19 protein-coding genes are annotated in these 21,332 nt (G+C 74.8%); 11 read left to right on the plus strand and 8 right to left on the minus strand.

All coding sequences use genetic code 11. From position 1 onward, the window contains the following. Nucleotides 1-124 precede the first annotated feature (124 nt). A complete protein-coding gene (locus ACFW6A_RS27070) occupies nucleotides 125-487 on the plus strand; it encodes an ATP-binding protein (RefSeq protein ID WP_386643538.1) in 363 nt (120 codons plus the stop codon). A 33-nt stretch (nucleotides 488-520) separates the two neighbouring features. Here ACFW6A_RS27070 and ACFW6A_RS27075 read toward each other — a convergent pair whose 3' ends face one another. Together ACFW6A_RS27075 and ACFW6A_RS27080 are read right to left on the minus strand one after the other, a co-directional pair. Further along, a complete protein-coding gene (locus ACFW6A_RS27075; protein ID WP_386643541.1) occupies nucleotides 521-1,618 on the minus strand; it encodes a DUF2637 domain-containing protein in 1,098 nt (365 codons plus the stop codon). Between the two features lie 213 nt (nucleotides 1,619-1,831). Further along, complete coding sequence (locus tag ACFW6A_RS27080; RefSeq protein ID WP_386643543.1) at nucleotides 1,832-2,701, minus strand: (2Fe-2S)-binding protein; 870 nt, start codon at nucleotides 2,699-2,701, stop codon at nucleotides 1,832-1,834. 193 nt (nucleotides 2,702-2,894) lie between these two features. Here ACFW6A_RS27080 and ACFW6A_RS27085 point away from each other — a divergent pair, with 193 nt between their 5' ends. Together ACFW6A_RS27085 and ACFW6A_RS27090 are read left to right on the plus strand one after the other, a co-directional pair. After that, nucleotides 2,895-3,707, plus strand: coding sequence for a GntR family transcriptional regulator (locus ACFW6A_RS27085; RefSeq protein WP_386643545.1), 813 nt, complete (start codon nucleotides 2,895-2,897; stop codon nucleotides 3,705-3,707). Between the two features lie 91 nt (nucleotides 3,708-3,798). Then, nucleotides 3,799-5,424 carry a WD40 repeat domain-containing protein gene (locus ACFW6A_RS27090; RefSeq protein WP_351854478.1) on the plus strand — a complete coding sequence of 542 codons (1,626 nt, stop codon included), beginning with the start codon at nucleotides 3,799-3,801 and terminating at the stop codon, nucleotides 5,422-5,424. An 87-nt stretch (nucleotides 5,425-5,511) separates the two neighbouring features. Here the strand turns inward: ACFW6A_RS27090 and ACFW6A_RS27095 are convergent, their stop codons facing one another. Both ACFW6A_RS27095 and ACFW6A_RS27100 read right to left on the minus strand, forming a co-directional pair. Further along, the gene (locus ACFW6A_RS27095; protein ID WP_386485095.1) at nucleotides 5,512-6,315 is read right to left on the minus strand and encodes a hypothetical protein; all 804 of its coding nucleotides are present in this window, start codon (nucleotides 6,313-6,315) and stop codon (nucleotides 5,512-5,514) included. Nucleotides 6,316-6,696: 381 nt separating this feature from the next. Further along, nucleotides 6,697-8,391 carry a PucR family transcriptional regulator ligand-binding domain-containing protein gene (locus tag ACFW6A_RS27100; protein ID WP_351854473.1) on the minus strand — a complete coding sequence of 565 codons (1,695 nt, stop codon included), beginning with the start codon at nucleotides 8,389-8,391 and terminating at the stop codon, nucleotides 6,697-6,699. Nucleotides 8,392-8,709: 318 nt separating this feature from the next. Here ACFW6A_RS27100 and ACFW6A_RS27105 point away from each other — a divergent pair, with 318 nt between their 5' ends. The 5 genes from ACFW6A_RS27105 (at nucleotide 8,710) to ACFW6A_RS27125 (ending at nucleotide 15,512) form a co-directional block, all read left to right on the plus strand. Further along, nucleotides 8,710-9,600 (plus strand): xanthine dehydrogenase family protein subunit M, encoded by an 891-nt coding sequence (locus ACFW6A_RS27105; RefSeq protein ID WP_043231124.1) that lies wholly within the window; start codon nucleotides 8,710-8,712, stop codon nucleotides 9,598-9,600. A 2-nt stretch (nucleotides 9,601-9,602) separates the two neighbouring features. Then, nucleotides 9,603-10,208 carry a (2Fe-2S)-binding protein gene (locus ACFW6A_RS27110; RefSeq protein WP_351854470.1) on the plus strand — a complete coding sequence of 202 codons (606 nt, stop codon included), beginning with the start codon at nucleotides 9,603-9,605 and terminating at the stop codon, nucleotides 10,206-10,208. 2 nt (nucleotides 10,209-10,210) lie between these two features. After that, on the plus strand, nucleotides 10,211-12,610 hold the full coding sequence (pucD, locus tag ACFW6A_RS27115; RefSeq protein ID WP_386643549.1) for a xanthine dehydrogenase subunit D: 2,400 nt from the start codon (nucleotides 10,211-10,213) through the stop codon (nucleotides 12,608-12,610). 251 nt (nucleotides 12,611-12,861) lie between these two features. Then, a complete protein-coding gene (locus ACFW6A_RS27120; RefSeq protein ID WP_351854465.1) occupies nucleotides 12,862-14,334 on the plus strand; it encodes an NCS2 family permease in 1,473 nt (490 codons plus the stop codon). 38 nt (nucleotides 14,335-14,372) lie between these two features. Further along, the gene (locus ACFW6A_RS27125; protein ID WP_351854463.1) at nucleotides 14,373-15,512 is read left to right on the plus strand and encodes an XdhC/CoxI family protein; all 1,140 of its coding nucleotides are present in this window, start codon (nucleotides 14,373-14,375) and stop codon (nucleotides 15,510-15,512) included. A 4-nt stretch (nucleotides 15,513-15,516) separates the two neighbouring features. On the opposite strand, the gene ACFW6A_RS27130 is transcribed toward ACFW6A_RS27125, so the two are convergent. Then, entirely contained in the window at nucleotides 15,517-16,392 is an 876-nt protein-coding gene (locus ACFW6A_RS27130; RefSeq protein WP_386643553.1) for a helix-turn-helix transcriptional regulator, read from the minus strand. A 203-nt stretch (nucleotides 16,393-16,595) separates the two neighbouring features. Here ACFW6A_RS27130 and ACFW6A_RS27135 point away from each other — a divergent pair, with 203 nt between their 5' ends. Together ACFW6A_RS27135 and ACFW6A_RS27140 are read left to right on the plus strand one after the other, a co-directional pair. Beyond that, nucleotides 16,596-16,904 carry a hypothetical protein gene (locus ACFW6A_RS27135; protein WP_351854458.1) on the plus strand — a complete coding sequence of 103 codons (309 nt, stop codon included), beginning with the start codon at nucleotides 16,596-16,598 and terminating at the stop codon, nucleotides 16,902-16,904. 43 nt (nucleotides 16,905-16,947) lie between these two features. After that, the gene (locus ACFW6A_RS27140; RefSeq protein WP_351854456.1) at nucleotides 16,948-17,283 is read left to right on the plus strand and encodes a hypothetical protein; all 336 of its coding nucleotides are present in this window, start codon (nucleotides 16,948-16,950) and stop codon (nucleotides 17,281-17,283) included. 26 nt (nucleotides 17,284-17,309) lie between these two features. Here ACFW6A_RS27140 and ACFW6A_RS27145 read toward each other — a convergent pair whose 3' ends face one another. Beyond that, complete coding sequence (locus ACFW6A_RS27145) at nucleotides 17,310-18,635, minus strand: ROK family transcriptional regulator (protein WP_351854454.1); 1,326 nt, start codon at nucleotides 18,633-18,635, stop codon at nucleotides 17,310-17,312. A gap of 68 nt (nucleotides 18,636-18,703) precedes the next feature. Next, nucleotides 18,704-19,309 carry a TetR/AcrR family transcriptional regulator gene (locus tag ACFW6A_RS27150; RefSeq protein WP_351854451.1) on the minus strand — a complete coding sequence of 202 codons (606 nt, stop codon included), beginning with the start codon at nucleotides 19,307-19,309 and terminating at the stop codon, nucleotides 18,704-18,706. 116 nt (nucleotides 19,310-19,425) lie between these two features. Between ACFW6A_RS27150 and ACFW6A_RS27155 the strand changes: the two genes are divergently transcribed. Next, a complete protein-coding gene (locus ACFW6A_RS27155; protein WP_351854449.1) occupies nucleotides 19,426-20,580 on the plus strand; it encodes an acyl-CoA dehydrogenase family protein in 1,155 nt (384 codons plus the stop codon). 35 nt (nucleotides 20,581-20,615) lie between these two features. On the opposite strand, the gene ACFW6A_RS27160 is transcribed toward ACFW6A_RS27155, so the two are convergent. Beyond that, on the minus strand, nucleotides 20,616-21,065 hold the full coding sequence (locus ACFW6A_RS27160; protein WP_386483258.1) for a PASTA domain-containing protein: 450 nt from the start codon (nucleotides 21,063-21,065) through the stop codon (nucleotides 20,616-20,618). Between the last annotated feature and the right edge of the window lie 267 nt (nucleotides 21,066-21,332).

Genomic DNA, 21,332 nt, shown 5'->3' on the forward strand with positions numbered 1-21,332 from the left:
GCCGGGGCCCGGCGCATGCCGCCCGGCGCGCGGGGCAGGCTCTTCCGTGAGTCTGTTCGAAGCGACCGTGTGGGTGGGGGCTATGGCCGGGAAGGCACGACAGCCGACTCAACTGCTCAGGAAGGTGGGAGGGGCCGACCTGACCGCGGTGCCGGAGGTCCGCCACGCGTTACGCGAACTCCTCGTCGCCTGGGGCGGTCCGGGTGCCGGGGACGTGGCCGAACTGCTCACCAGTGAACTGGTCACCAACGCGCTGGTCCACACCGGCCACGGCGCGGTGGTGACCGCCACCGTCGAACCGCGTCAACTCCGGGTCGAGATACGTGACTTCGAGTCCGGGCTCGCCGTGCCGCCCGTACCGCCCGCCGACGACGGTACGCACGGCCGGGGGCTCTTCCTGGTGCGGGAGCTCGCCGACTCCTGGGGCGTCGAGGAGCGCGCCACGGGCAAGGTCGTCTGGTTCGAACTGAACGGCGGGGCCGCCTGAGGGGCGGCCCCGCCGTGGGGTGGTGCGATCCCGCTAGCCGAGCTTGCGCTCCATCTCGGAGAGCTTGGCCTCCAGGGAGTCGAACGCGTACCGGGGCATCGACTGGGTGTCGTCCTCGGCGGTGAGGTCCACCGTCCGCGCCTCACTGCCCCTGACGGCTTGCAGGGAGGGCCGGGGCCGAAGCGGCAGCTGTCCCGGGTCCGCTATGGCGGGTTCCGCGACGGCTGCGGTGACCGCAGCCGTCGCGGAACCCGGCCCGGACCCCGGGGCCTGGCCCCCGCCGGTCCCGGTGGCGGCGGACAGGGCCGCCACCTCCACCTGGCGCCCGCCGCCCCGGCCGAAGGCCCGGTGCTGACGGTTGAGCGCCTTGATCTGCGCCCGGTCGAGCTTGGCCTGCTCGCGCCGGCGGATCCGGTTCTGCTCCTTCTCGCGCCGGTCCTCGCGGACCTCGTCCACGGCCTCGTCCAGGGTCCGCACGCCTTCCAGGAGCATCAGCGACCAGGCGGCGAAGGTCTCCCGCGGAGCCCTTATCCACCGGACGATCCGGATCTGCGGCAGCGGCCGGGGCACCAGGCCCTGCTCGCGCAGCGCCGCCCGGCGGGTCTGCTTCAGCGCCCGGTCGAAGAGGACCGCCGCCGACAGGGACATCCCCGCGAAGAACTGCGGGGCCCCGTCGTGGCCCAGGCCGCGCGGCGCGTGCACCCAGTTGAACCAGGCCGCCGCCCCCGCGAAGAGCCACACCAGGAGGCGGGAGCCGAGGGCCGCGTCGCCGTGGCTGGCCTCGCGGACGGCGAGCACCGAGCAGAACATGGCGGCGCCGTCGAGGCCGAACGGCACCAGGTACTCCCAGCCGCCCGTCAGGTTGAGGTTCTGCCGGCCGAAGCCGACCAGCCCGTGGAAGGAGAGCGCCGCCGCGACGGCGGCGCAGCAGAACAGCAGCCCGTACGAGGCGAACCCGTAGATGGCCTCCTTGCGTCTGCGCCGCTCCTCGCTGCGCTCCCAGGAGTCCTCGGCCGCGGCCTGGTCACCGGCGCGCTTCCCGCGCGCGAGCACCGCCACCGCCGTCAGGACTCCGGCCACCATCACGCCGCCCGGAAGCAGCCAGTCCAGCGATATGTCGGTCAGTCTCATGCGGTGTCCCTCGCATCGCAGTGGGGCGTTTGGCCGCCCATACTGTCCGACCGATCGGCGGGCCCACGGGGTTTCGGGGCAAGAGCACGCCAACGGGGGCCCAGGGCATACGAATAGGTACCTTCTGATCGAACGGGGAGCAGGGTGACCGGAGTTGCGTTCGATTCACGTCACTCGTGAGGGTGGTGTGAGGTGCCCGGGGCGAGGGGTGGCTCAGGCGGTCGCGGCGAGCCGCTGGACCCGCTCGGCGTCACAGGTGCGCGGACAGGTGAGACAGGTGTCCTCGGGGCGCAGCGTGTAGAAGAAGCAGCAGGTGGCCCGGTCCCGGGTGGCGCGGGGGGTGCCGTCCGGCGCCTCGGCCCCGGGCAGCGGACGGAAGCCGGCCCCGCCCGCGTACGGTTTCTCCGGCCTGCCGGTGCTCCCCGGCAGCAGCAGCTCCAGCTCGGCCATGGCCCGCTCCTCCTCGCCGAGCAGGGCGCCGACGTACCAGAGGCTCTCCACGATCTCGTCCGTCACCATCCCCCACAGGGCGCGCCTGCCCCGCCGCATCCGCGGTCCGAAGCCGCCCAGGAGGGCCTCGAAGTGCTCGGCGAGCGAGGCGCGGACCTCCGCGCGCAGGGCGTCCTCGCCGGAGACCACCCGGGCGCCGGGCAGGGCGGCGGCCGGATCGCCGGGCAGACAGGCGAATTCCTCCACCCGGACCGCCATCCGGCCCAGGGCCCGCTGGAAGGAGACCGCCTCCACGGGGAGGCGGGGGACCCGGCGGTGCAGGAACCAGGGGACGGTCACCAGGAGGCAGGCGGGCCAGGCGTAGCGGTGGAGGCCGAAGCTGGCGACGACGTCGGGGCGGGCCTGCTGCCCGTAGTCCCGGAGCACCTGCGCGTTGTCCCAGGCGAGGAAGGCGTCGAGCACGGCCCCGCCGGCGGCCAGCTCCTCGGCGCGCACCCAGCCGGCGCCGCCCGGCAGCCGCTCGTTCCCGGCCGTCTCCTCTATCCGCAGGCCGGAGAAGGCCTCGGTCAGCCGGGCGTACGAGGCCGCGACGGGCGAGACGAGGGGGGAGGGCAACAGGCCGGGGACGGTCATGCGGACCACCGAATCGCGATCGTTAGCAGGTTAGCCTTACCTTACCCGAAACGGCATCGCGTCTCACCACCGGCGGCCCGCTCCCCTCCGCGCCCGAGGCGGGCGGCCCCGCGGAACGGTCCGTTCGCCTATGGTGCACAGGGGACCCCGGCACCGCGAGCCGGGCCCGGCACGAGGCCGCAGGAGGACCCGGGTGGAGCAGGGCGCAGCGCGCGAGTGGGCGACGGAGGGACCGTCCGTGCGATTCGGCGACCCCGCGGCCGGTCCGTACGGCCCCGGGACCGGCGCGCGCGATCCCGGCGCCGCGCGCGTCCCCGAGCAGGCCAGGGGCGAGCACACCCACGGCGGGGCGCCGCCGCCCCCGCCCGGCGGCGGCCCGTCCGCCGTGCGGCGCCACTCCGTCCGGGGCCAGATCCTCGACGCCCTGCGCACCGCCCTCGTCGCCGGCGAGCTGCGGCCCGGCGAGGTCTACTCCGCCCCGGTTCTCGGCGAACGCTTCGGCGTCTCCGCGACCCCCGTCCGCGAGGCCATGCAGCGCCTCGCCGTCGAGGGCGCCGTCGAGGTCGTCCCCAACCGCGGCTTCCGGGTCGTCGTCCGCACCCCCCGCGAACTGGCCGAGCTGGCCGAGGTGCGCGCCCTGATCGAGGTCCCGGTCATGCTGCGGCTCGCCCGCACGGTCCCGGCCGGGCGGTGGGCCGCGCTGCGCCCGCTCGCCGAGGCCACCGGCGCCGCCGCCGCCCGCGGCGACCGCGCGCACTACGCCGAGACCGACCGCGCCTTCCACCGCGCGGTCCTCGCCCTCGCCGGCAACGAACAGCTCCTCGCCGTCGCCGACGACCTCCACCGCCGCTCCCAGTGGCCCCTGCTCAGCGCCCCGGTCCCGCGCCACGCGGACCTGGTCGCCGACGCCGCCGAGCACGGAGCCCTCCTCGACGCCCTCGGCGCCCAGGACCTCCCGGTCGTCGAGTCCCTGGTCCGCGAGCACTTCACCGGCGCCGGCGGCTGAGCCCCGCGAGGGGGCGGTCAGGCGGGCCGCCGCCGACTAAGGTCGGGGGCGACAGACGTTCGTACGTACCGCGTCGCCCGTGAGGTGCCCCATGCCGTCCGCGACCCCGTCCCCCGCGGACCGGCGCCGACCCTCCCCCAGGCCCCCGGCGCCGCTCGAACGGGGGGCGAACCGCACCGGCGCGGAACGCGGGGCCGCCGCACTCCTCGGCTGGCTCACCGACCCCGAGGCGCCCCGGCTGTGCCTGGTCACCGGCGCCCCCGGCAGCGGCAAGACCGCCCTCCTCGGCTGGCTCGCCGGCCACGCGACCCGGGGCCGGCGCGGCCGGGGCCGCACCGAGCGGATCCTCGTCCCGCTCGCCGGCCAGGGCGTGCTCGGCGTGGCCTGGACGCTCGCGAACCGCCTGGGCGTGGTCGCCCGCACCCCGGCCGACCTCGGCCCCGCGCTCGCCACCAGCGAGGCCCGCCGCACCGGCCGGACCGTGCTGCTCCTCACCGACCTGCACGCCGCCGCCGAACCGGACGCCGTGGCCGACCTGCTCGCCGGGCTCGCCGAGACCGGCCGGATCCGCCTCGTGGTGGAGACCCGCACCGGCACCCGGGCCCCCAGGGCCGCCCGCACCACCGTGGTCGACCTCGACGGGGACGCGGGCCCCGGCCCGCTGCCGCCGCCGCCGGCGCTCCCCGACCTCTCCGACCCGGTCGCCGTCTGCGCCGCCGACCCCCTCCTCGTCACCACCGGATACGCGGCGGCCCCCGCCGACGACCACGGCGGACTGCGCGACGCGTGGCTGCGGGCCGGGCAGGCGCTGTGCGCGGCGGACGGCCCGGCCGACCGGGCCCTGGTGCTGCTCACCGCCCTCGGCGACGCCGCCGACCCCCGGCTGCGGCCCGCGCTCGCCGGGCAGGCGGACCCCGCGCCGTGGCGGGTGCGCTGGGCCCGGCACCGGGGCGACGTGACCCCGCCGTGGCCCGGGCCGGTCGGGGTGCTGGGCGCGACGGCCGGCGGGCCCTCGGCCGGTCTGCTGCTGGTGGGCGACCGCACCGGCACCGTCCGGCTGCTGCGGGAGGCCGACGCCTCCGTCGAGGGCCGGCTCGCCCACCGGGTCCAGGGCCGGATCACCGCCCTCGCGCCGACCGCCGACGGGACGGTGCTGCTGCTCGACGAGCGGGGCCGGCTGCACACGGTGCGGGGCACGGCGCCCCGCCCGCCGTATCTGGAACGGCTCACCGACGCCGTCTCCACCACCCTGTCCCGGCATCCCGGCACGGCGCTCGCGGCGATCGCGGGCTCGGTGGTGGTGGGGGACCGGCTCGGCTCGGTCCACGCCTTCGGGGTCACCGGACTGCACCAGGCCGCCCCGCACAGCGGCCGGGTCACCGCCGTGACCGCCGTGGAGTCGGAGGCCCCCTTCGTCTGCTCGGGCGGCGCCGACGGCACCGTACGGCTCTGGACCCCGGGCCGCGCCCCGGTCACCGAACCGCTCGCGGAGCGCCGGGCGCCGGTCGTCGCCCTGCACGCCGCCCCCGCCCCCGGCGGTCCGCTCGTCGCGGTCGCCTGGGCCGACGGCCGGGTCGAGCTGATTCCTCCGGAGGGCGGCCGGCGCCGGGCCTTTTGCCCGGGCCCCGCGGTCCGCGCGGTCGCGGTCACCGCCACCGGGGCGCTCCTCGTCGGCACCGACGAGAGCCTCATCTGCCTGGAGCCGTACGGAAACTGACGGCCCGTCCCGGAGGAGGGCCCGGCGGTTCGCGGCCACCGGGCCACGCCACGCGCACCGCGTGCGGGGTGGCGCGTCAGGCCGGTGTCACATGGCCGTCCGGGGCGTCAACTGCCCGGCCAGCCAGGTCGGTACGCCGCCGAGGAGGCGGAAGAGCCTGCGGGCCTCGGCGCGCAGCCGGCCCGCCTCCGGCTCCGTCTCCGTGTCGGCCAGCGCGGTGAGCGCCGGGGCCGTACCGACCAGATAGCCCAACTCCTCGCGGATCCGCAGCGATTCGGCGAAGCCGTGCCGGGCCTCCGCCAGCTCGCCCTCGCGCAGCGCGAGTCCGGCGAGATGGCGCCAGGTGGAGGAGAGCAGCAGCGAGTCGCCCTGCGCGGTGGCGCCGGCGTGCGCCCGGCGGTACGCGGCGCGTGCCGCCTGCGGGGAGTCGCCGAGGTTCTGGGCGATCAGCCCGCGCCGGTAGTCGAGCAGCGGACGGCCCGGCTCGGAGGGGGCGATCAGGGCCGCCGCGCGGCCGAGCGCCATCCGGGCCTCGTCGGCGCGGTCCCGCACGCCCAACAGGGTGGAGGCGTAGGCGAGATAGCCGCGTTCGCAGGCCGCCGCCCCGCGCTCCTCGTCGCTGCTCGCGACCGCCTCGGCGGCGCGCAGCGCCTCCTCGGCCTCGGCCCAGCCCTGTTCGGTGTAGAGGCAGCGCTCGATCAGCAGCGCCGCCCGTTCGAGCGCGGCGGCCGGTTCGTGGGCGCGGGGGGCGAGCAGCGCCGCCGCGTCGGCCCAGCAGCCGCGGGAGCGGAGCCGCCATATGGCGGTCTCCACCGGAGTCTCCTTGCCGTGGGCGAGGGACGGACTTCCGCCGCCCCCTGATTCGGAACCAGACATGGCGGTGTCCGCCACATTGCCCTCCCCGAGCGCGCCATCGAGCTGTTGAGTAGGACGGCATCTCAGCACGAACGGCCGTACCCGGCCAAGGGGTCGGGTGAAAAATTTCACAAAGCCGGGGGGCGGGTGTGACGCCCCGCCGGAACCGGGTCCGACGGGGCTCCGGAGGGCGCCGGGGCCCGTGATCACGGCGGTGATCAGGGAGGGGGGCGCTTCGCCGGGAGACGCCGGAGGGGTGGTCCGGGGGCTCCTTTCCCACTCCTTCGGACTCAACCGAAGGAGTGAATTCCGCACCCGCCCGGAGCCCGGCCGGGCGCCCCGCCGGAACGCGGACGGGGTACGGACGGGGTGCGGAGAGGGCCCGGCGGGGCGTGGCGGAGAGGGCCTCCCGGGACGTCAGCTCATCCGCAGGGCGAGGAAGAAGTCGAGCTTGTCCTCCAGGCGGGAGAGGTCCCGGCCGGTCAGCTGCTCGATCCGGCCGACCCGGTAGCGCAGCGTGTTCACGTGCAGGTGCAGCCGGGTCGCGCAGCGCGTCCAGGAGCCGTCGCAGTCCAGGAACGCCTCCAGGGTCGGGATCAGCTCCGCCCGGTGGCGCCGGTCGTAGTCCCGCAGCGGGTCGAGGAGCCGGGCCGTGAAGGCGCGCCGCACGTCGTCCGGGACGAAGGGCAGCAGCAGGACGTGCGAGGCCAGCTCGTGGTGCCCGGCCGCGCAGACCCGGCCGGGGCGGGCCGCGGCCACCCGGCGGGCGTGCCGGGCCTCCTCCAGGGCGCCGCGCAGGCCCTCCGCCGAGTGCACGGCGGCGCTGACGCCCAGCGTGAGCCGCCCGTCGTCGGCGAGGCCGGCCGAGAGCGGGGCCCGTACCGCCGCGAGCAGGGCGTCCGCGTGCAGGCCGAGGGCGGGCGCGGGGCCGTCGTCCTCGCTCTCCGGCAGCGGTCCGGCGGCCAGCGGCACCAGCGCGATGGCCTCGTCGCCGGTGTGGGCCACGGCGATCCGGTCGGCGGACTCGGCGCCGACGGTCGCCGGGTCGACCAGGATCTCCTCCAGGAGCGCCTGGGTGACCGGCCCCGGCTCCACCGGGGCCTGGCCGCCGTCCTGGTCCCACTCGACGCGGGCCACGACGACCTGCCAGTGCGGGGCCGCGCCCAGGCCGGGCAGCAGCACCGGGGCGGCGACCCGCAGCCGGGCCGCGATCTCGGCCGGCGCGGCGCCCGTCTGCACCAGCTCCAGGACCTCCTGGGCGAGCCGGCGGCGCACCGTGCGGGCCGCGTCGCGCCGGTCGCGCTCGACGGAGATCAGCTGGGTGACGCCCTGGAGCAGGTCGAGCCGGGCGGCCGGCCAGTCCCCGGCGTCGGCCTCGACGGCCAGCAGCCAGTCGGACAGGACCGTCTCGCGGACGTCCCGGGAGGCGGGCCCGGAGGCCCTGCCGGTGTTGCGGATCGGGAAGAGCGAGTACGCGGTGCCGTGCACGGTCAGCCGGTGCGGGCCGCGCCGGCCGGTCCGGGTGGCCGCCAGGTGCTCGCCCGCGAGGCCGGCGGCCAGGGCAGGGTCCAGCGGTTCGCCGGCGCCCGCGATCTGCCGGCCGGTGGGGGAGAGGACCCAGGCGCGCAGGTCCAGGTCGGAGCCGAGCAGGTCCAGGACGGCCTCGGGGCCGCCGCCCGCCGGTCCGGAGGTCATCAGCCGCCGGTGCCGGTCCACGACGGCGGCCAGGTCGCCGGCCCGCTCGCCGGAGACCTGTCGAACGACGTGCTCGGTGATCGTCGCGAACGCAACCGATTCGTTGACCGCGAAGAGCGGCAGCCGGTGGCGCGAACACGCCTCCACGAGATCGTCCGGGATGTCGCCCAGCTCGGCCTCGCCCGCCGCCAGCGCGGCGACCCCGGCCTGGCCGAGGATCCGCACGAAGGGCTCGGCGTCGGCGGGCTCCCGCAGCCAGGCCAGGCCGGTGAGGACCAGCTCGCCGCCGGACAGGTACCGGCTGGGATCCTTGAGGTCCGTGGTCATCACGCCGCGGACGGAGCGGTCCAGCTCGTCCTCGCCGCCCAGCAGGCGCAGCCCGAGCGCGTCGTTCTCCAGCAGTGCGCGCAGCCGCATCGTGTCGCCGCCGTTCCTTCGAGTGGGGAGTGGGTGGTGGGGTTGTCGAGTATTCGACGGTGGGGACGGGTAGGGGGTGCCGCCGTTTCCGGGGGGAAACGGCGAGGTATCCGTTCCCCGTCTTTCGTTCGAATCTACAAGACGTGCCCGGGCACCGGCCAACTCCTTCATGTTTTCGGTGGCTACACCCCGGCCATCGTGGCTTGTGTACTAGGCCACACACCGCGTGAACAGGACATGAACTCCGAAGTCGAGGGCCGAACGTCCCCCAGGGCCCAGACGTCCGACCCCCACCAGAATCACTAGAAGAGAGCCACCATGGACTTCCTTCGCCCCGCCAGCTGGGAGGAGGCGCTCGCCGCCAAGGCCGAGCACCCCACAGCCGTGCCCATCGCCGGCGGTACCGACGTCATGGTCGAGATCAATTTCGACCACCGGCGCCCCGAGTACCTGCTGGACCTGAACCGCGTCGAGCTGCTGCGCGAGTGGGAGGTCGGCGAGGAGAACGTCCGGCTCGGCGCTTCCGTTCCGTACACGCAGATCATGGAGAACCTGCGGGCCGAGCTGCCGGGCCTGGCACTCGCCTCCCACACGGTCGCCTCCCCGCAGATCCGCAACCGCGGCGGTGTCGGCGGCAACCTCGGCACCGCCTCCCCGGCCGGTGACGCCCACCCCGCCCTCCTCGCCGCCGGCGCCGAGGTCGAGGTCGAGTCGGTCCGGGGCAGCCGCTTCATCCCGATCGACGAGTTCTACACGGGCGTGAAGCGCAACGCGCTCCAGCCCGACGAGCTCATCAAGACCGTCCACGTCAAGAAGGCGGACGGCCCCCAGCAGTACTCCAAGGTCGGCACCCGCAACGCGATGGTCATCGCGGTCTGCGCCTTCGGCCTGGCGCTCCACCCGGAGACCCGGACCGTGCGCACCGGCATCGGTTCGGCCGCACCCACCCCGATCCGCGCCAAGGAGGCCGAGGCTTTCCTGAACGCGGCGCTGGAGGAGGGCGGCTTCTGGGACAACGGGAAGATCATCACCCCCTCGATCGCGAAGCAGTTCGCCGACCTGTGCTCGGCCGCCGCCAACCCGATCGACGACGTCCGGGGCACCGCCAAGTACCGGCGCCACGCCGTCGGCATCATGGCTCGCCGCCAGCTCGGCTGGACGTGGGAGCAGTACCGCGGCGCCGGCCGCACGCTTGAGGGAGCTGCATAACCATGCGCGTCAATTTCACGGTCAACGGTCGTCCGCAGGAAGCCGACGACGTCTGGGAGGGCGAGTCCCTCCTCTACGTTCTGCGCGAGCGCCTGGGCCTGCCCGGCTCCAAGAACGCGTGCGAGCAGGGCGAGTGCGGCTCCTGCACGGTCCGCCTCGACGGCGTGCCGGTGTGTTCGTGTCTGGTCGCCGCCGGTCAGGTCGAGGGCCGCGAGGTCGTCACCGTCGAGGGCCTGGCCGACTACGCCCAGCACCGCGAGGACGCCCACCCGGGCGGTGCCTGCGGCACCGGCGGCTGCGGCACCGGCCTCGACGAGGCCAAGCGGTGGCAGGCCAAGCCCGCCCAGGACTCGCAGACCGGTGAGGGCGTCGAACTCTCCCCGATCCAGCAGGCGTTCATCGACGCCGGCGCGGTCCAGTGCGGTTTCTGCACCCCCGGTCTGCTCGTCGCGGCCGACGAGATGCTGGAGCGTAACCCGTCCCCGACGGACGCGGACATCCGCGAGGCGCTCTCCGGCAACCTCTGCCGCTGCACCGGTTACGAGAAGATCCTCGACGCGGTCCGCCTCGCGGCCGCGCGCCAGGAGCGTCAGGGAGAGGCGGTCTGACGATGGCTCAGAACACCCGTACCGCGCCGGTGGGCACGCCCACCGACGTCACCCAGAACCACGTCAAGGGCGGCATCGGCGAGTCCACGCTCCGCCCGGACGGCACCCTCAAGGTCACCGGCGAGTTCGCCTACTCCTCGGACATGTGGCACGAGGACATGCTGTGGGGCCAGATCCTGCGCTCCACCGTCGCGCACGCCGAGATCGTGTCCATCGACACCACCGAGGCCCTCACGATGGACGGCGTCTACGCCGTGCTGACCCACGAGGACCTGCCGGCCGCGAAGAACTACGGCATGGAGTTCCAGGACACCCCGGTCCTCGCCTACGGCAAGGTCCGCCACCACGGCGAGCCGGTCGCCCTCGTGGCCGCCGACCACCCGGAGACCGCCCGCCGCGCCGCCGCCAAGATCAAGATCGAGTACCGGGAGCTCCCGGTCATCACGGACGAGGCCTCCGCCCTCGCCCCGGACGCGATCCTGGTGCACGAGAACCGCGACGACCACCACTCCGGCCACGTCCCGCACCCCAACATCGTGCACCGCCAGCCGATCATCCGCGGCGACGCCGCCGAGGCCGCGAAGCGCGCCGACGTGATCGTCACCGGCGAGTACACCTTCGGCATGCAGGACCAGGCCTTCCTCGGCCCCGAGTCCGGCCTCGCCGTGCCCGCGGAGGACGGCGGCGTCGACCTCTACGTCGCCACCCAGTGGCTGCACTCGGACCTCAAGCAGATCGCCCCCTGCCTGGGCCTGCCCGAGGAGAAGGTCCGGATGACCATGGCCGGTGTCGGCGGCGCCTTCGGCGGCCGCGAGGACATCTCCATGCAGATCCTCGCCTCGATCCTCGCCCTGCGCACCGGCAAGCCGGTCAAGATGGTCTACAACCGGTACGAGTCCTTCTTCGGGCACGTCCACCGCCACCCGGCGAAGCTCTGGTACGAGCACGGCGCCACCAAGGACGGCAAGCTCACGCACGTCAAGTGCAGGATCGTGCTCGACGGCGGCGCGTACGCCTCCTCCACGGCCTCGGTCGTCGGCAACGCCTCCTCCCTCTCGATCGGCCCCTACGTCGTCGAGGACGTGGAGATCGAGGCGATCGGCCTCTACACCAACAACCCGCCCTGCGGCGCCATGCGCGGCTTCGGCGCGGTCCAGGCGTGCTTCGCCTACGAGGCCCAGATGGACAAGCTCGCGGCGAAGCTGGGCATGGACCCGGTGGAGCTGCGCCAGCTCAACGCCATGGAGCAGGGCACGATCATGCCGACCGGCCAGGTCGTGGACTCGCCCGCCCCGGTCGCCGAGCTGCTGCGCCGGGTCAAGGCCCGCCCGATGCCGCCGGAGCGCCAGTGGGAGACCGCCGGCGAGGGCGCGGACGTCCGCGCGCTGCCGGGCGGCCTGTCCAACACCTCGCACGGCGAGGGCGTCGTGCGCGGCGTCGGCTACGCCGTCGGCATCAAGAACGTCGGCTTCTCCGAGGGCTTCGACGACTACTCGACCGCCAGGATCCGCATCGAGGTCATCAACGGCGAGGCCGTCGCCACCGTCCACACCGCCGCGGCGGAGGTCGGCCAGGGCGGCGTCACCATCCACGCCCAGATCGCCCGCACCGAGCTCGGCGTCCAGCAGGTCACCATCCACCCCGCCGACACCCAGGTGGGCTCGGCCGGTTCGACCTCCGCGGGCCGCCAGACGTACATGACCGGCGGCGCCATCAAGAACTCCTGCGAGCTCGTCCGCGAGAAGGTCCTGGAGATCGGCCGGCGCAAGTTCGGCTCGTACCACCCGGCGTGGGCCAACGCCGAACTCCTCCTGGAGGGCGGCAAGGTCGTCACCGACGGCGGCGAGGCCCTCGCCACCATCGCGGACGTCCTGGAGGACCAGGTCGTCGAGATCGAGGAGGAGTGGCGGCACCGTCCGACCCAGGCCTTCGACCTCGTCACCGGCCAGGGCAACGGACACGTGCAGTACGCCTTCGCGGCGCACCGCGCGGTGGTCGAGGTGGACACCGAGCTGGGTCTCGTCAAGGTCATCGAGCTGGCCTGCGCGCAGGACGTCGGCAAGGCGGTCAACCCGCTCTCCGTGGTCGGCCAGATCCAGGGCGGCACCACCCAGGGCCTGGGCGTCGCGGTGATGGAGGAGATCATCGTCGACCCGAAGACCGCGAAGGTGCGCAACCCCTCCTTCACGGACTACCTGATCCCCACCATCCTCGACACGCCGACCATCCCGGTCGACTACCTCGAACTGGCCGACCCGAACGCGCCGTACGGCGTGCGCGGCATCGGCGAGGCGCCCACCCTGTCGTCCACCCCGGCCGTCCTCGCGGCGATCCGGGCGGCGACGGGCCTGGAGCTCAACAAGACGCCGGTCCGCCCCGAGGCGCTCACCGGCACCCTGTAGGACCCTCCGGGCGGTGTGCGCCTCCCAGGAACGTCACACCGTCCCCCGCCCGCACCGCCCGGAGTCGTACACCCCCGCAGTACCGCAGTACCGCAGTACCGGCAGTACCCGCAGTATCCCGTTCGCCTCGGGCCGTCCCCCGGGTCGTGCAGCCAACGAAATATCCCAAATCCCGCGTTTCCATCCTCAGAAACCACGGCAGAGTCCGACATCTGATGCGGGTGCCCCTTTGAACCTTGGGAGTAGGCCCCATGACCCAGTCGTCTGTGGAGCCCAAGACCGCCGCGGAAGACGCGGGCTCCGGCTCGCGCAACCCCGCCGGACGTTCTTGGCTCGACCGGTACTTTCACATCTCGGAGAGAGGATCCTCCGTCGGCACGGAGATCCGCGGTGGCGTCACCACCTTCATGGCGATGGCGTACATCCTCCTGCTCAACCCGATCCTCCTCGGCGGCCCCGACGTCGACAAGCACGTCCTCGCCTCCTCCGCCGTCATCACGGCGACCGCCCTCGCCGCGGCGGTGACCACCCTGCTGATGGGCTTCGTCGGCAAGGTGCCGCTGGTCCTCGCGGCCGGCCTCAGCGTCTCCGGCGTGCTGGCCACCCAGGTGGTGCCCCAGATGACCTGGCCGCAGGCCATGGGCATGTGCGTGGTCTACGGCCTGGTGATCTGTCTCCTGGTGGTCACCGGCCTCCGCGAGATGATCATGAACGCCATCCCGCTGCCGCTCAAGCACGGCATCACCATCGGCATCGGCCTCTTCATCGCCCTGATCGGCTTCAACAAGGCCGGCTTCGTCGGCGCCGGCCCGCAGTTCGGCCCGCCCGTCACCATGGGCTCCGGCGGCGAACTCGTCGGCTGGCCCGTCCTGATCTTCGCCGTCACCCTCCTCGCGATCTTCGCCCTCCAGGCCCGCAAGGTCCCCGGCGCCATCCTCATCGGCATCGTCGGCGGCACGATCGTCTCGCTGATCGTCAACGCCGTCGCCGACATCCCGGCCAAGGGCCCGGGCGCCTGGGCCAACGGCGCCCCGGAGCTCAAGGGCAGCGCGGTCTCCGCCCCGGACTTCTCGCTCTTCGGCGACGTCTCCTTCGGCGGCTGGGGCGACGTCGGCTACATCACCGTCGGCGTCATCGTCTTCACCCTGGTCCTCGCGGGCTTCTTCGACGCCATGGCCACCATCATCGGCGTCGGCACCGAGGCCAACCTGGCCGACGACAAGGGCCGGATGCCCGGCCTGTCCAAGGCGCTGTTCATCGACGGCGCGGGCGGCGCGATCGGCGGCGTCTCCGGCGCCTCCGGCCAGACCGTCTTCGTGGAGTCCGCCACCGGCGTCGGCGAGGGCGCCCGCACCGGCTTCTCCTCGGTGATCACCGGCCTGTTCTTCGCGGCCTGCCTCTTCTTCACCCCGATCACCCAGATCGTGCCCCGCGAGGTCGGCTCCGCCGCCCTGGTCGTCATCGGCGCGATGATGATGATGAACGCCAAGCACGTGAACTGGGGCGACAGCTCCGTCGCCATCCCGGTCTTCCTGACCGTCGTCCTGATGCCGTTCACCTACAGCATCACCCCGGGCGTCGCGGCCGGCGTCATCGCCTACACCGTCATCAAGGTGGCGCAGGGCAAGGCACGGGAGGTCGGCGCGTTCATGTGGTGCCTGACCGCCATCTTCATCGTGTTCTTCGCCCTTCACCCGATCGAGGGCTGGCTGGGCGTCAGCTGACGCCCGTCCGCTCCCTTCCCACAGCCAAGGAGACCGACATGCTGGACATCGCCGAAGAGCTGCACCGGTGGGTCGAGCAGGGACGCGACTTCGCCGTGGCCACCGTGGTGGCCGTCGGCGGCAGCGCGCCCCGGCAGCCCGGCGCCGCGCTCGCCGTCGACGGCGAGGGCACGGCGATCGGCTCGGTCTCCGGAGGGTGCGTGGAGGGCGCGGTGTACGAGCTGTGCCGGACGGCGCTCGACGACGGCGAGGTCGTCGTCGAACGCTTCGGCTACAGCGACGAGGACGCCTTCGCGGTCGGCCTGACCTGCGGAGGCATCATCGACATCCTCGTCACCCCGGTCCGCGGCGGGGTCTTCCCCGCCGCTCTGGCCGCCGCCGCCTCGGGGGAGGCGGCGGCCCTCGCCCGGATCGTCTCCGGCCCCCGCGACCTCCTCGGCGCGGCGCTCCTGGTCCGCCCGGACGGCTCGTACGAGGGGGGGCTCGGCGGCCACCCCGAGCTGGACCGCACCGCCGCCGCCGAGGCCCGCGCGCTGCTCGACGCCGGCCGCACCGGCACGGTGGAGATCGGCGAGGACGGCAGCCGCTGCGGGCAGCCGCTGACCCTGCTGGTCGAGTCCTCCGTCCCGGCCCCCCGCATGATCGTCTTCGGCGCCATCGACTTCGCCTCCGCCCTCGTGCGGGTCGGCAAGTTCCTCGGCTACCACGTCACCGTCTGCGACGCCCGCCCGGTCTTCGCGACGAAGCTCCGCTTCCCCGAGGCCGACGAGATCGTCGTCGAATGGCCCCACCGCTACCTGGAGTCGACGGAGGTCGACGCCCGGACCGTGCTGTGCGTGCTCACCCACGACGCCAAGTTCGACGTCCCCCTCCTCCAGGCCGCCCTGAAGCTTCCCGTCGCCTACGTCGGCGCGATGGGCTCCCGCCGCACCCACGAGGACCGGAACAAGCGGCTCCGCGAGGTCGGCGTCACCGAACTCGAACTCGCCCGCCTCCGCTCCCCGATCGGCCTCGACCTCGGCGCCCGCACCCCCGAGGAGACCGCCCTGTCGATCGGCGCCGAGATCGTCGCCAACCGCCGCGGCGGCACCGGCGCCTCCCTCACCGGCGCCCACACCCCGATCCACCACGACGGCCCGGACTCCCCGGTGGCGGGCCGCATAGGCTCCGTCGCCTGACGGCTCAGCCGGCCGGCCCCGCGCGCCGGCCACCGCGCAGGACCTCGGACGGCGAGGTGCCGTACTCCCGCCGGTGGGCGGCGGCGAAGCGCCCCGGGTGGGCGAAGCCCCAGCGGGCCGCCACCGCCGCCACGACGGTCGTCGCGGCGTCCGCGGCCCGCAGCTCCTCGTGCGCGCGGGCCAGCCGCACCCGGCGGAGATGCGCGAGCGGGGTGGTGCCGGCGTGCCGGGCGAAGGCGTACTGCACGGCGCGGGGGGTGACGGGCACCGCCGCCGCGATGTCGGCGAGGCCGATGTCCCGGTGGGCGTTCTCCTGGATGAAGGCCATGGCCCGGCGCAGCGTGTCGCTGTGCGCGTCCCGCCCGTCCAGCGGCGCGGGCCCGTCGTCGAGGACCGTGCTGGGCAGCGCGGTCAGGACGACCGCCGCCAGGTGCCGGGCCGCCTCGTCGAGCGCGCGCTGTCCGGTGAGCCGCACCGGACCGCGGAAGCCGCCGCCGGTGCCCGCGGCCTCGGCGAGCAGGGCCGGGTCGAACATCGTGATCGTGTAGCGGGCGGAGCGCACCCGGCCCCGGTACGGCCGGTCGGGCGGCGCCAGCAGAAAGGTCTCCCCGGGCCCGAACAGGCGCTCGCCGCCCCCGGTCGTGTCGACGAGGCTCCCGGCGTGCACGGTCACCAGGCAGATCCGGTTCAGACGGCCCGCGTCGTACGCCATCGTGTAGCCGAACTCCAGCCGGTCCGAGACCAGCCCGCCCGCCTCACGGCGCACCACACGGGCCCGGGCGTCCTCGGGACGCCCGCCGATCCGCATCGGCGTGTACGCCTCCGAGAGGAACGCCTCGGTCTCGTCCAGGCTCCCGCTGTCGAAGCGGAACGTCTCCATCGCGCCCCTTCCGTCCCCGGTACCGGCATCCGCCGCACGAAACGACCTGTCCGCCGGACGAACGACCGGCCCCGTCCGCACGTCACACCCCGGAGTCTTCCCCGAGGATGGAGTCGCCGCCTCCCGCCACGCATCCGGAGCGTCCCCGGGCGGGAAGGCGGTCTCGGGGACCGGAGCCCAGAGCCACGGAGACCGGAGGCGACATGCGCGGGCGCGAGCAGGAGACGGAGCTCCTGACCCACCGCAGGGACGGCGACGTACTCGTGATCGAGCTCCTGCGGGAGCTGGACGTCACCACCCGGGCCGCGGCGGCCCTGCGGATCGAGGCGCTCGTCGCGGCGCACCGGCCGGGGCGCGTCCGGCTCGTCCTGCCGTCGGAGCGGCCCGCGCCGGCCACCCTCAGCGCCGTCGGGCGGACCGGCCGCATGTGCCGGAGCCTCGGCGTGCCGCTCACCGCCCACGCGCCCGCCCCGGCCGCCGGGCCCCTCCCGCTCCCCGGGACCGCGGAGTGAGGGCCGCGGACGGCCGCGGGCCCGGCCGGCGACAGGAGGGCCCGTGAGGGACACCCGCCTGGTCCGGGACGTACAGGCCGTGCTGGCCGCCGCGGGGTACGGACCCGGGAGCGGCCTCACCGTCGAGGCCCGGGGCGACGGCGTCCGGGTCGGCTGGCACGCCGACGCCCTGCTCAGGCCCACCATCGCCGCACACGCCGACGACCCCGAGGTCGCCGCGCTGGCCCGGATGGACGGGATCCGGGCGGTGCTCGACCGCGCGCTGCTCAGCGTCTTCAGGGAAGAGGGCTTCCTGGCCGTGGCCACCCCCGACGGGGAGGTCCTGGTCACCCGGGTCGCGCCGCCCGCCCCGGACGCCCAGGACCGGGTGGCGCCCTGAGGCCGGTGCGGGCCCGGGCCGAGGGCTCAGCGCGCGGTGCGCTCCCGGACGGTCTCCGCCCAGGCGGGGGCCTCCCCGACGGGGCCGGGCTCCTCGCGGCGCCCGCCGCGGGCGAAGAAGTCCGCCAGCGGGAGGCTCGCCGCGCCGACGGTGACCGCGTCCGGGCCGAGCGTGCCCATGCCGAGGGCGACCCGGGCCGCCGGGTACGCCAGCGCGTACGCGCGCGCGTGCTCCTCGACGTCCGCCAGGAAGCGGGGCCCGAGCAGCAGACCGGCCCAGCCGCCGACGAGGATCCGCTCCGGCTGGAAGAGGTTGATCAGGTCGGCGAAACCGGCGCCCAGGTACTCGGCGGTCTCCTCCAGGACGGCGAGCGCGGCCGGGTCGGGCGCGCCGCCGTCCGCGGGGCGGGCGGCCGCCGCCATCGCGGCGAGCGCGGCCTCCTCGCCGGCGCCGGCCGGCGGCTCCCCGCCCGCCTCCCGCCACCGTTCCAGCAGCGCGGCGGCCCCCGCGTACGCCTCCAGGCAGCCCCGGGCGCCGCAGCGGCAGCGGCGCCCCCGGACCCGCACCTTCAGATGGCCCCACTCCAGCGCCCGGCCGGGGCCGAGCGGATCGGTGGTCACGCAGGCGCCGACGCCGGAGCCGAAGAGGACCACGACCGCGCTGGCCGCGCCCCGGCCCGCGCCGAACCACATCTCGGCCTGGCCCAGGGTCTGGGCGCCGTTGTCGATCCGGTACGGGACCTCCGGCGGCAGGTCGACCGCCTCGCGCAGCAGCCGTTCCAGGGGCACCGCGTCCCAGCCGATGGTCTGGCCGTGCACGACCGCCCCGCCGCCGTCGTCCCCGGAGCCCCCGGCCGGGGGGTGCTCGACGATGCCGGGGACGCCGACGCCGACGCCGAGCAGCGTCCCGGCGGGGACCTCCGCGGTGCGCAGCACCTCGGCGATGCCCTCGCGGATGTGGTCGACGACGACCCCGACGTCGTACCGCTCGCCGCCCTCCGCCGAGGGGGACAGCGGGCGTTCGGCGCGGGCGAGTTCGGTGAGGGTGAGGTCGAAGAGCTCGATCCGGACGCGGGTCTCGCCCACGTCGACGCCGATCATGCGGCCGCCGGAGGGGGCGACCCGCAGCAGGATCCGGGGGCGTCCGCCCGCCGACTCGACGCTGCCGGCCTCCTCGACGAGCCCCTCGGCGACCAGCTCCGCGACCACGTTGCTGACCGAGCCGGAGCTGAGCCCGGTGGCGGGGCCGAGCGAGAAGCGGCTCATCGGGCCGTCGAAGTAGAGCCGCCGGAGGACCGCGGTGCGGTTCTCGCGCCGCAGGTCCCGCACGGTCCGGCCGTTCGGTCTGGTCACTGGGGCACCTCGCGGTCGTGGTCCGTCGGGCGGGGAGAGGGGCTCGGGCGGGTCATCCGGCGGCCGCCTCAGGCCCGGCGCAGCCCGCTGAGCAGCAGCTCGGCCAGCTGGTCGTACGCCTCGGCGTCCGCGAGGCCGGTGGCGCCGGCCACCTGACGGCGCTGGATGCGGACCATCACGGAGGAGATGACGTCGGCGGCGAAGGCCACGTGGACCTCCCGGAAGACGCCGGCGGCGACGCCCTCCTCGATGATCTCCTTGATCCGGCCGGCGGCGGCCCGGGTGTTCCGCTCGTACACCTCGGCGGCGGGTTCGAAGGCGGCCACGTCGTCGAAGAACCGCGGGGAGACCGGCGCCAGCTCGGCGGAGACGGCCCGCAGATAGGCGGCGAGCCGCTCGGCCGGCCCGTTCGCGGCGGCCAGGACCGACTCGACCCGGGTCGTGGCGCGCCGGAAGAAGTACACGACGGCCGCTCTGACCAGCTGTTCCTTGCTGCCCGCCAGGCCGTACAGGGTGCGCTTGGAGCAGTGCAGCCGGGCCGCGAGGTCGTCGAGGGTCAGCCGGGCGAAGCCCTCGCCGACGAGCAGGGCGACCAGTTCCTCGAAGAGCGCGGAACGGCGTGCCGCTCCGCGGCCCGTGAGCTTCGGGGCGTCGGCGGCGGAGGTCTCGATCACCCGAACAGTATGCCGGGCCGCCCGGCCGGGGGGATGTCCCCCGGCGAACCGTGCGCTATTTTTGGCGGTACTGGAGTACCCGTCCAAGTACCACTTTGCGCGCCGATGGAGTCGCCATGGATGTCGACCGCCTGCTTCCCACCCCCGAGGCGGCGGACCTCATCGCCCTCACCCGCGAGATCGCCGACAACGAGCTCTCGCCGCGGGTGGACGAGCACGAGGCCGCCGAGACCTATCCCGAGGGTCTCTTCGCCACGCTCGGCCGGGCCGGCCTGCTCGGCCTCGCCTACCCCGAGGAGTACGGCGGCGGGGGCCAGCCGTACGAGGTCTACCTCCAGGTCCTGGAGGAGCTGGCCGCCCGCTGGGCGGCCGTCGCGGTGGCCACCAGCGTCCACACGCTGGCCTGCCACCCGCTCTACGCCTTCGGCACCGAGGCGCAGAAGGAGCGCTGGCTCCCCTCGATGCTGGAGGGCCGCCTCGTCGGCGGCTACAGCCTCTCCGAGCCCCAGGCCGGCTCGGACGCCGCGGCCCTCGCCTGCAAGGCCGAGCGCCAGGAGGACGGGAGCGGCTACCGGATCACCGGCACCAAGGCGTGGATCACCCACGGCGGCAGGGCCGGCTTCTACGCCCTCTTCGCCCGCACCGCTCCCGGCGGCCACGGCATCTCCTGCTTCCTCGCCCCCGGCGAGACCGAGGGCCTCTCCTTCGGTGCCCCCGAGCGCAAGATGGGCCTCCAGGCGGTCCCCACCACCTCGGCCTACTGGGACGGCGCCCTCATCGGGGAGGACCGGCTCGTCGGCGCCGAGGGCCAGGGCCTCCAGATCGCCTTCAGCGCCCTCGACAACGGCCGCCTCGGCATCGCCGCCTGCGCCACCGGCCTCGCCCAGGCCGCCCTGGACGCCGCCGTCGACTACGCCAACGAGCGCACCACCTTCGGCCGCCGGATCGTCGACCACCAGGGCCTCGGCTTCCTCCTCGCCGACATGGCCGCCGCCGTCGACGCGGCCCGCGCCACCTACCTCGACGCCGCCCGCCGCCGCGACCTCGGCCGCCCCTTCAGCCGCCAGGCCAGCGCCGCCAAGCTGATCGCCACGGACACGGCCATGAAGGTCACCACCGACGCGGTCCAGGTCCTCGGCGGCTACGGCTACACCCGCGACTTCCCGGTCGAGCGCTACATGCGCGAAGCGAAGATCATGCAGATCTTCGAGGGCACGAACCAGATCCAGCGGCTGGTGATCAGCCGGGGGCTGGCCCGGCCGGAGAAGTAGCGGCAGCAGGTCGAGGACGGTCCCGGATCGTCAGGTCAGCAGGACTCGTCGAGCTTGACCGAGTAGATCGCGACGCGCAGGGCGTCCGTCGCGCCCGGCTGCGGGTCCTGGCGGCAGACCTTCCAGTTGGAGTTGTTGAGGATCATGCGTCCCTCCGGACCGGCGTCCTCCTCGTTCACCATGAAGCCCTGGCTGCGCAGCAGGCTCTGCGCCTCGGCGTGGTTCATGCCGACGACGTCGGGGACCTCGGCCGTCTGGGCGGCCGGAGCCTCTTCGGTCCGCTCCGGGGTGGCGGGGGCCTCCTCGGTTCGCTCCGGAGTGGCCGGCGCCTCCTCGGTCCGCTCCGGAGTGGCGGGCTCCGTGGCCGGCCGCGTCGTGGCGGTCCGCGTCGGCGCCGGGTCGGCCGGCTCCGGGCCGCAGGCGGCGAGCGCGACGACGGCGAGCACGGCCGTGGCGGCGGCGAGGGTGCTGCGGCTGACCTTCATGCGGGTGTCTCCTCGGCGGGTTTCTGCTGCCGCGCGCCGCTGTGACGCGCGTGGTGCCTGCCCCGGGGCGGGTCCAGGGCCCGAAGCCCGGGCAGGGGCAGGCCGGTTCGGGCTCTCCTCATGGTGGATCAGTGGGCGCGGCGCCGATGACCGGTGCGCCTTGGCGGCGGCGAGCGGCCCCGTCGTGCGCCGGCGGGGGGCCGTTGTCCGGAAGCGGCTCGCCGCCGAATCCGTCACCTCTCCGTGCGGCGCTCCGCGACGCCCCCG

This window comes from Streptomyces sp. NPDC058758 (genome assembly GCF_042746075.1).
In the GTDB taxonomy this organism is placed as follows: domain Bacteria; phylum Actinomycetota; class Actinomycetes; order Streptomycetales; family Streptomycetaceae; genus Streptomyces.